This window comes from Hydrocoleum sp. CS-953, from assembly GCF_002260545.1.
Taxonomy (GTDB): domain Bacteria; phylum Cyanobacteriota; class Cyanobacteriia; order Cyanobacteriales; family Microcoleaceae; genus Trichodesmium.
The window spans coordinates 1-10,053 of sequence record NZ_LGSU01001328.1 but is presented as its reverse complement, the minus strand read 5'-3'; the positions used below and the strand labels follow the sequence as shown (position 1 = coordinate 10,053).

The 10,053-nt window shown below is 37.0% G+C and carries 5 protein-coding genes and 4 pseudogenes; 2 read left to right on the top strand and 7 right to left on the bottom strand.

Features of this window, described 5'->3' with window-relative positions; genetic code table 11:
* The first annotated feature begins 442 nt into the window (after positions 1 to 442).
* Positions 443 to 706, top strand: a complete 264-nt coding sequence (locus tag AFK68_RS24615) for a hypothetical protein (RefSeq protein ID WP_094675879.1) — start codon at positions 443 to 445, stop codon at positions 704 to 706.
* 397 nt (positions 707 to 1,103) lie between these two features.
* Here the strand turns inward: AFK68_RS24615 and AFK68_RS46365 are convergent.
* The 4 genes and pseudogenes from AFK68_RS46365 to AFK68_RS24600 all read right to left on the bottom strand — a co-directional run.
* Positions 1,104 to 1,856 (bottom strand): annotated as a pseudogene (locus AFK68_RS46365) (transposase); the annotation flags it as partial.
* A gap of 1 nt (position 1,857) precedes the next feature.
* Positions 1,858 to 2,015, bottom strand: a pseudogene (locus AFK68_RS42515) (RNA-guided endonuclease TnpB family protein); the annotation flags it as partial.
* Between the two features lie 312 nt (positions 2,016 to 2,327).
* Positions 2,328 to 2,728, bottom strand: a pseudogene (locus AFK68_RS24605) (STAS domain-containing protein); the annotation flags it as partial.
* Between the two features lies 1 nt (position 2,729).
* A partial coding sequence (locus tag AFK68_RS24600; RefSeq protein WP_094675881.1) for a SulP family inorganic anion transporter occupies positions 2,730 to 3,965 on the bottom strand: 1,236 nt, incomplete at its 3' end.
* 1,091 nt (positions 3,966 to 5,056) lie between these two features.
* Here AFK68_RS24600 and AFK68_RS46360 point away from each other — a divergent pair.
* Positions 5,057 to 6,182: pseudogene (locus AFK68_RS46360) on the top strand (Rieske 2Fe-2S domain-containing protein); the annotation flags it as partial.
* An 882-nt stretch (positions 6,183 to 7,064) separates the two neighbouring features.
* Here AFK68_RS46360 and AFK68_RS43845 read toward each other — a convergent pair.
* The 3 genes from AFK68_RS43845 to AFK68_RS24570 form a co-directional block, all read right to left on the bottom strand.
* Entirely contained in the window at positions 7,065 to 7,451 is a 387-nt protein-coding gene (locus AFK68_RS43845; protein ID WP_305778158.1) for an NAD(P)/FAD-dependent oxidoreductase, read from the bottom strand.
* Between the two features lie 1,043 nt (positions 7,452 to 8,494).
* Positions 8,495 to 8,866: NAD(P)/FAD-dependent oxidoreductase (locus tag AFK68_RS24575; RefSeq protein WP_143438210.1), on the bottom strand; the 372-nt coding region annotated here is incomplete at its 3' end.
* Between the two features lie 337 nt (positions 8,867 to 9,203).
* Positions 9,204 to 9,977: an NAD(P)/FAD-dependent oxidoreductase gene (locus AFK68_RS24570; RefSeq protein WP_246844436.1), complete on the bottom strand. Its 774-nt coding sequence runs from the start codon at positions 9,975 to 9,977 to the stop codon at positions 9,204 to 9,206.
* Positions 9,978 to 10,053 lie beyond the last annotated feature (76 nt).

The following is a 10,053-nucleotide window of genomic DNA, read 5'->3' as shown; positions in this document are numbered from 1 at the left end:
GGATAATTGATCATGGATAATTGATAATTAATACAGCAGATTCTAACTTCTTGAGGCATAACCATCGTGGGCAAAATGCCCGTAATAGGAACATTTTATTATTAATAGACATCTGCAGAAAAGAGGGAGTAGGGAGTAGGAATTAGGAGGANGATAATTGATCATGGATAATTGATAATTAATACAGCAGATTCTAACTTCTTGAGGCATAACCATCGTGGGCAAAATGCCCGTAATAGGAACATTTTATTATTAATAGACATCTGCAGAAAAGAGGGAGTAGGGAGTAGGAATTAGGAGGAAAAAATTGATAATTTATGGGCAATAACTGATTTTATTTTTTATTATCGGAGATTTCTAATCTTTGTATTTCATGTAATTGGAATCTACTGTAATTAATAACTAATAACTAATAACTGATAACTGATAATAGAGGTAATTTATGGAAGCTAGTTTGGTAGGTTTAGCAGGTTGGGGATTATCAAAAATTGCTGACTCTTTGTGGGATACTGCCTGGGAAAAAGGAGGCAAAAGTCTCACTCAATCTCTGAAGAAAACAGATTTAGAAAAAGCTTTAAAATTCGGTAAAAAATCTATTGAGGCATGGGAAAAACAACTCCCTCCTCAGCAACTTTTATTCTATTCGGCTAAAAGAGATGGATGGAACGGAGCTCACAATTTTTGGCGTTGCATATTTGTGGGATGAATTATAGTTTTAGAGAAAGAGGAAGTAAAAGATAGGATTTACCTTTTATGCAAGGATTCATCCCTTGGTTCAGCAACGCCATCATCCTTATTATTGGGCAGGTTTTGTCTGTCAAGGAGAAGGGTAAATTCAGTTATCAGTTATCAGCTTTAAGTTTTCAGTAGTCGAGTATCTTGCTCGCCAGAATGACAACCGTACGAAAAAAACTGTAGAAAATCGTAACAGCTTTTATCTTGATATTGGATTAACCAATACAGGCTGTACGGCGCAGCTCACTATTTCCATCCTCCGGAATGCTGCGCAAACGGCAGTAAATGCCTCTGGGAATTTCTTATCTTAAATTTGAAGACTGCCATTGATATCGGCATTAATGACTATNATTCCTGCTAGCTGACATTTATAAGTAATTTGCTTGGGCTTTCTTATCATGTGGTATTTGAGTAAAATTTTGGTTGTTTTTTTTGCCTATATTTGCACCTTGTTTCCAGTTATCATTTTTTCCAATTACTACAGTACCAATATTATTTGTGGTTAAATACTCAACCACTAAGAAACTGGTGTTATGCAGATAATTCTCCACAAAACGATTTCGATGATAACTCAATGCTTCTATCTTACGGCTAGTTTTTCTGTTGTCTTTGAGATGACTTTGGTACTTGGCTTTACGCTTGTTGTAAAGCTGATTAACACTTTTTAGTGGCTTCCCGTTAACAAGCATAGGCTTAACACCAGGCTTATTTGTAGATAGAGCTACTAATCTGTCAATTCCTAAGTCTATTCCGGCTACATATGTTGAGTGTATTTGTGGCTGATTCGTTTTTTCATACACTACTTCAATTATATAGCAGCTAGTAGCAGGTACTATCCTGACTTCGATTACAGTATCCACAACTACAGGTATTTTGATATCACTCATGGATAAGTGACAAATACCATCTTTTAGACCTGCTCTATAGACTGATTCCTTTGAATATATAACTACATTTCGACCTTTGGTTTTGTCCTTATACTTTGGTATTTTTGGTTTACCTAAAAACTTCCCTGGATGTTTTGACCATTCTTTGATTGCCTGAAAATAACCACGCCAAGTTGCAACCAAGCATTTTATTATTTGTTTTGATACTTTAGTTGGTAATGCTCTATAGGCATCNAGTTTAGTTAAATCCAGACTATGACCAGTACAGAAAAAATGTTGACGACAGTAATAATTAGCCAAATTATACAAGTTTTTTGACTTAAAAGCTAACTGATCACAACAAGCCCAATACTGATGTGTTCGGTTAATAATATGTCTGTCAACAAGTCGCATTCACCTGAATTATTTCCTAAGCTTTACCTGTTTAATATTAAAACACTTTTCTACTTCTAGCAACTACTTTCTACAATTTTCATTCAACAGTTAATCACCCCGTAGGGAGGTTGTGTTGTATGCAATTTCCCTACTAACTTCTGATATCATGTCCGTTGGTATCCTTTGTGTAAAAGCCTTGGAAATATCTACCTTATGTAAGATTTTTCCTTTTCTTAAAGTTTCTTCCTTCTTCCTTCTCTCCTAGATAACTAAAGCCTTCTTCCTTACCTTCCCTATACAAGACCGATACTACTGGATTTGATATTACTCCTAATGAATTACCCGCCCCTCCTTAAAAATTGTTTGTTTACTAGAATGAGTAGTTAAACGATCTAACAAAGTCGCACTAGCATCATTCAAACCAATCAAATTTACCTTAATACCCCGTCGGCGAAAACGGAACGCAACTTTATCAACTGCATCTATAGCAGATTGATCCCATAAATGAGCATGAGTTAGATCGATAGTTACAGAGTCTAAATGTTCCCAAAAATCAAAGGAGTTGAGAAAATTCTCGACAGAAACAAAAAAGATTTGCCCATTGACACTGTAAATACGCTCTACACTATTTTCCCGTAAGTGGGAGTCAACAAAAATTAGTGCAGCAATTTTACGACTAAAGAAAATAGCACTCAGCGCCACCCCAACAATGACCCCAATAGCTAAATTATNAACAAAAAAGATTTGCCCATTGACACTGTAAATACGCTCTACACTATTTTCCCGTAAGTGGGAGTCAACAAAAATTAGTGCAGCAATTTTACGACTAAAGAAAATAGCACTCAGCGCCACCCCAACAATGACCCCAATAGCTAAATTATGAGTCAAAACTGTAATCAACACAGTAGTTATCATCACTGCTGTTTCACTCTTGGGAACCCGACGAATATGGCGAATGGAACTCCAGTGAAAGGTACTGATAGAAACCATAATCATCACCGCAACTAATGCTGCCATAGGAATACGCGCCACCCAGTTATTCAGCACAATAATACAAACAAACAGAAAAATTCCTGCACTCAGAGATGAAAGTCGAGTACGCCCTCCAGAACCTACATTAATCATAGACTGACCGATCATAGCGCATCCTGCCATTCCCCCAAAACATCCCGCAATAATATTTGCCACCCCTTGACCTACTGCTTCCTGGTTTTTATCGCTAGAAGTGTCCGTGAGGTCATCAATGACATTAGCTGTTAAGAATGATTCTAATAAACCTACCAAGGAAAGCGCCAAAGCATAAGGTAGAATAATGTCTAAAGTTTTGAAGTTGAGCGGTACCATTGGCAAAGCAAAACTAGGCAAAGTATCGGGCAATGTTCCCATGTCTCCCACAGTGGGAACATCTAACCCAGTCACCATAGTAAATATTGTCAGCACAACAATAGCAACTAAAGGAGAAGGTACTATCCTAGTGAAACGAGGCAACCCATAAATAATCCCTAACCCAACTGCGACCATTATGTAAACCCAAATAGAAGCATCTTCAAATTGGGTCAGTTGAGCATTAAAAATCAATATTGCCAGAGCATTAACAAATCCTAGCATTACCGCCCTGGGTACAAATCTCATTTGATTTCCTAGTTTAATCCATCCTAGGAAAATTTGTAGAATACCTGTGAGAATGGTAGCTGCTAACAAATAATTTAAACCATAATCTTTTACCAAAGTTGTCATCAGCAATGCCATCGCCCCAGTGGCCGCAGAAATCATTGCTGGTCGCCCACCTAAAAAAGCTGCAACAATAGCAATGCAAAATGAAGCATATAAACCTACTTTCGGATCGACACCAGCAATAATAGAAAAACCAATGGCTTCAGGAATTAAAGCTAAAGCCACTACAGCCCCTGCTAATAAATCTTTTTGTACATTAGAAAACCAGGCTTGTTGCATTAATATATTTTTCATTTTTTCACCTTATCAAAAAACCTGCCTGTATAGCGCTACGCGCAAGTCAGAAGTCAAAAGTCAGAAGTAATCTATGACTGAGTTTTCGGTGCGTAAATGCTCCTCAAATAGCATTTAGCAATGTCCGCGCCCTTTGCTTTGACTGCTGTACAATTTGTTGTGTGTATTTTTTTCTGGAATTAGGGTCATGATAAAAACATTTATGTTGGCAATTACTTAATTGGAGAATATCCTAAAATAAATTTGCTAACTTCATCACAATAAACAGATTTAGTTGNTGTATAGCGCTACGCGCAAGTCAGAAGTCAAAAGTCAGAAGTAATCTATGACTGAGTTTTCGGTGCGTAAATGCTCCTCAAATAGCATTTAGCAATGTCCGCGCCCTTTGCTTTGACTGCTGTACAATTTGTTGTGTGTATTTTTTTGTGTAATTAGTGTCATGGTAAAAACACTAATTTTGGCAATTACTAAATTTGAGGATATCCTAAAATAAATTTGCTAACATCATCACAATAAACAGATTTATTTGTAGATATTTGCTAGATGAGATTTACTTGATAATTTACTGGTTTGATGCAGAGTTTTCTGTGACCAAAAAATGAGGTCTAAAGCCTCCCCTTTTAAGGGGATGAAAAAAATATTTAATTCAGTATTTCAAGCCTCCGACTTCAGTTGGAGGTTCACTGATAACTGTTTCGCTGCGCGACATGAAAAGCGCAGCTCCTCCGCAGGAGGCTAACTGTTAACGCAGTTCCTCCGATAGGAGGCTAACTGATAACTGAAATGACATCTGCTCCAAGACAATTTTTTTTCAGGTAGATGGCTAATTTAAAGATTGTCTAAATTGGAAAAATAAATTAGATTATAGTTAGGTGATTAAATTGTAGTTTAATACATTAGTTAATTTAATGATGACTAACTTTTCTTGGACTAAACAATGGTATCCATTCATTAATTGATAATTGATAATGGATAATTGATAATTACAAGAAGGTTAAAACCGAGAGGATTGAAGATTGGGAAATATCCTAGCACTTTTTTTCCCCTATCCAAGGGGAGGCTTTAAACCACAATTATTTAATTAACAATTAATAATTAATAATCCAGTAAGTCCCATAAACTATCTAGATGCCTCTCATCCAACCTCAATAACTTTACTGGGTAAAAGGCTAGTAATTTGGCGGGACAAACAGCAAAAATGGATAGCAATGGATGATACTTGCCCCCATAAATTGGCACAGTTATCTTTAGGAAGTATTGATAAGAATGGAGACTTAATGTGTCGGCATCATGGTTGGTGTTTTGATGGGGTAGGCAAATGTCAAAATATTCCTATGTTGAGCGATGAAAAAGCTTTAGAAACTGCTTGTAAGAGTGAGAGATCGCAAGTACAAACATATCCAACTCAAGTCTTACAAGGATTACTTTGGATATGGCCTGATAGTAGTTCTACTGCTGTTGAAGATTCTACAATAAAACAACCTGCTGTAATGCCAGAATATAAATTTGATAGCTCTTCAACAGATTGGTTTATGTCAGAAGTTCCTATTGGTTATACTGTCTCTGTTGAGAGTAGTTTTGACCCTTCTCACGGTCAATTTTTGCATGAAGGAATTGCTGGTTTTTCTCCAGAAAGAGCCATTGCTATGCAAAATTTTGAATTATTCGGAGAAATGTCTGTCGAAGATGGTTTTACCTTAAAGCATTCTGGTTACAATATTTTCAACAAAGATATGGATGCGACGCGGAAATTTACCCCGCCCTGTTCTAATACAACAAGATATGAATTTTCTAATGGTAAATCTGCTTTATTTCAGTTGTATTTTGTGCCGACAAAACCAGGTTATTGTAAACATATTAGTAAGTTTATTTTTGATGCAGCTCCACAAAAACGTAACTTCTGGTTTGAACTTCTACCAAAGTATTTACTTACTGGGTTACAACACTTATATAGCTATAAGTTAAGTAATCAAGATTTATCAATGATGCACTCCCAAGCTGTTAATGAATCAACAGAAAATAAAACTTGGCAAAAATCCTATTTCATGCCTTCATTAGCTGATTTTGGAATAGTTACTTTTCGTAAATGGTTAGATGAATTTGCCGGGGGTAAACCAGAATGGCAAGGAATCACAGAAAAACCTTTTCAAGAATTAAATGATGAACAATTATACGATCGCTGGCACCGACATACAAAGCATTGCCCTAGTTGTCGGCNCAACAGAAAATAAAACTTGGCAAAAATCCTATTTCATGCCTTCATTAGCTGATTTTGGAATAGTTACTTTTCGTAAATGGTTAGATGAATTTGCCGGGGGTAAACCAGAATGGCAAGGAATCACAGAAAAACCTTTTCAAGAATTAAATGATGAACAATTATACGATCGCTGGCACCGACATACAAAGCATTGCCCTAGTTGTCGGCAATCTTTAATTTTGATAGATAAAGTTAAAGATTTTTGTCAAAATTTTACAGGAGTATTGGCAATTTTAGCTTTGTTATTAATAGCTATTAATTTGCCTATAAAAATAATTTTTATCCCTGTTTTACTGGGGATATTAAGTTTAATTTGTTCCTATAAATTAGACTTGATGCGACATCGTTTTATCAGCAGTATTCCCAAGAAAGGTTTACCTGAAGTGACATTATATTAGACTAATATTCTGTCTGGTAAAACACTATTCATTAATTGATAATTGATAATGGATAATTGATAATTACCTCTGGTTAAAACAAATGCGGGAATTGAAGATAAGGAAATTCAATAACACTTTTTTTTCCCTATCCAAGGGGAGGCTTTAAACCAGAATTATTTAATTATTAATAATTAATAATTCGGTAATTATGCTCGTAGTTTTGCTCTAGCCCTAAAAGAAAAATTTGAGGAGCTAGACTCAGAAACCGGGTTTTTTCGTGATTTCTATTATAAAAACAACGATTTATCATAAAAACCCGGTTTCTTTGCGCAAGTCCTGAGAATTATTATCAGACAGTAGGGAAAAGAGATTAATCTTAAAACAGTCGCGCAAACTGCTGTAAATAAACTAATTGTAGAGATATTCTCTGGAACATCTCTACGAAAAATAGGATAGTTCTTTCTACAACAATGTTTGCATAATTTCCCCAATATTCCGAGATAAAACTGCTTGATTATACTTCTGTAACTTCTCATCTGATGAAGAAAAAGGTTTGCCTATCAAAGTTTCTTCTTGAATATAAGTCACAAAAGGACGACGCAAAGCTTCATATCTGCTAAAAGCTGCTTCTATCGCTGTTATATCATCCCACTGATTTTGCTTGTTAATCTCAGCCACCAAAGTAGCGATCGCTGCTGCATCTTCTAGTCCTTGATTAGCTCCTTGACCGATAAATGGTGGCATACCGTGGGCAGCATCTCCTGCCAATACAACCCGCCCTATATTCCATTTTGGTTGGTCTGGAGCAGAAACAGTGGCATGATGAGTATAATACGGACGTTGTATCATCTTATCTGGGGAAGATAAAGCTACCAACTGCAAAATCATCTCTGGAAAGTCTGCTTTTTTTAACTCTTCTACAGCAATATTAATTAACTCTTCTCCCGATTTTTCTAGCAATGACTCTAATGGGAAAGCTGCATGGAGGAGATATCCAAACTGACAAGGTTGAGGAAAAAATAATATAATTCTGGGAACGTCACTTTCCGATCTTTGACGATTTGTTATAGTTACTGCTCTAGAATAACTATGAAAAAATCTCTCCTTAATTTCTTGTGAAAGTGCTTCCGGCACCTGATATGTTGCACCACTACCGATCGCCCCAACACCACAATATTCTGGTTTGCTGTATCCACTGTATGGAGTATCTTTGTAGATTATTTGACGGACACTAGAGTTAATTCCATCTACTCCGATCAATAGTTTGGCACGGATAGATGTGATTTCTGATTCAGGAAATTGGGCGGAATTTACACTACTGTTTTTATTCTTTTCTTGTGTATCATCCCAGTGAGCATAGGNGTAGATTATTTGACGGACACTAGAGTTAATTCCATCTACTCCGATCAATAGTTTGGCACGGATAGATGTGATTTCTGATTCAGGAAATTGGGCGGAATTTACACTACTGTTTTTATTCTTTTCTTGTGTATCATCCCAGTGAGCATAGGGGTTAGTTTCTACTTCTTGATTAGAAACAAAATCTGCTCGAACACATTGAAACTCTGGTTCGGTAACTACGTTAATACAACGATGATTAGCTCTAACGCGCTCAACTGGTAATAGTGTTCTTAGTTGAGTTTGTAAATCGTACCAAGATATTGATATTCTACCCTCCCCGTACTTTTCAAAATATTCATTGTATCCGAGAGGAAAAGAACGAATTTTCTCCCCGTTTACATTTATGTGATGCCATTCTGGCGAAGGCGGTTTTTTGTCTGTCTCAGTTTTCTGACTTGTTTGTAGTGAGTTGTTCGGTTGGTCAATAGTAGCTTTGATATTGTTGTAAGCTTGAGGGTCAAGATATTTAAGTGCTTTCAAGCCATTGGGTNAAAATATTCATTGTATCCGAGAGGAAAAGAACGAATTTTCTCCCCGTTTACATTTATGTGATGCCATTCTGGCGAAGGCGGTTTTTTGTCTGTCTCAGTTTTCTGACTTGTTTGTAGTGAGTTGTTCGGTTGGTCAATAGTAGCTTTGATATTGTTGTAAGCTTGAGGGTCAAGATATTTAAGTGCTTTCAAGCCATTGGGTAAAAGACCGAGACCCTGACCTACTTTACGAAAGGCGCGAGTTTGGTCAAGGACAATAATATTTTCGATTCCACGTTGGCGTAAACCGAGGGCAGTTGCTAGTCCTATGGGACCGGCACCAACGATCGCTACGTCATAGTCAATTTTTGGATTGGAGTTTTCTGGTTTCATAAACTGATATTGGTAATTACTAAAAATATTGTACAACAGTTATAAGAGTTATCATTAGAGCGCTTTTCAGGTCAATGAACCACACTAAAAAAATGATAACCCTGTAGGGACGTTGCACAGGCAAAAATGCGTTTTCCGTTCCGGAATGCTCCGCTTTCCATGTTGCGCAGCAAAACGTCCCTACTGTGGTCTATTCAAATGAAAACGTCTGTAAGTAGATATATCTAATTAAACGTTAAAAAAAATGTAGGGGCGGGTTTAGCCAAAAGCCTTGATATTTCCGATGTAGTCCGAAAAACCCGCCCTCAAATTATTGCGTTTATTTATGCTCACCTACTTACAATAATGTTTGCATAATTTCTTCAATATTACGAGTGTAGACTTGTTGAGCATACTCCTGTCTATGCTGCCCTGAAGAAAGAGGTAGTCTTGTCAAAGTTGCGTATTGAACGCGCTCCATAAGTGGGCGGCGCAAAGCCTCATATTTACTGAAAGCTGTTTCTATAGCTGCCATGTCATCCCACTGATTTTGCTTGTGAATCTCAGCTACTAATGTTGTCATCACAGCAGCATCTTCCAGACCTTGATTAGCGCCTTGAGCCATAAATGGTGGCATTCCATGAGCTGCATCCCCTGCCAATACAACCCGCCCCATATTCCATTTTGGCTGGTTTGAAGTAGGAACAGTAGCGCGGTGAATATAATATGGACGTTGTATAATCTTTTCTGGGGAGGATAAAGCTACCAACTGCTGAATCATATCTGGAAATTCTGCTTTTTTTAACTCCAACACAGCAAGATCGATTAACTCTTTTCCTGACTTTCCTGCCAATAACTCTAAAGGCAAAGGTGTGTGGATTAGATATCCATATTGACCAGACTGACGGGAAAATAAAATCATTCTGGTGGTTTCATTTTCTGTAGAATTTTCCGCTATTTGCTGATTGAGAATTGTTACTACTCGCGAACCTTGAAGAAACTGATCTTGTAGTTCTTGTGAGAGTGCTTCAGGGATTTCATATATTCCCCCACTGCTAATACCCACAACACCAGAATATTCTGGTTTGCTGTATACACTATATGGAGTGTCTTTGTAGATTACCTGACGCACGGTAGAATTAATTCCATCTGCTGCAATTAATAGAGTTGTTGGGAAATAAGGTAAAATGGTTCAAGCAGAAATTGGC

Excerpts from the sequence above, each read along its gene's own strand:
- AFK68_RS24615 (WP_094675879.1), top strand. The coding sequence starts at position 443 with ATGGAAGCTAGTTTGGTAGGTTTAGCAGGTTGGGGATTATCAAAAATT.
- AFK68_RS43845 (WP_305778158.1), bottom strand. The coding sequence starts at position 7,451 with ATGATACAACGTCCGTATTATACTCATCATGCCACTGTTTCTGCTCCA.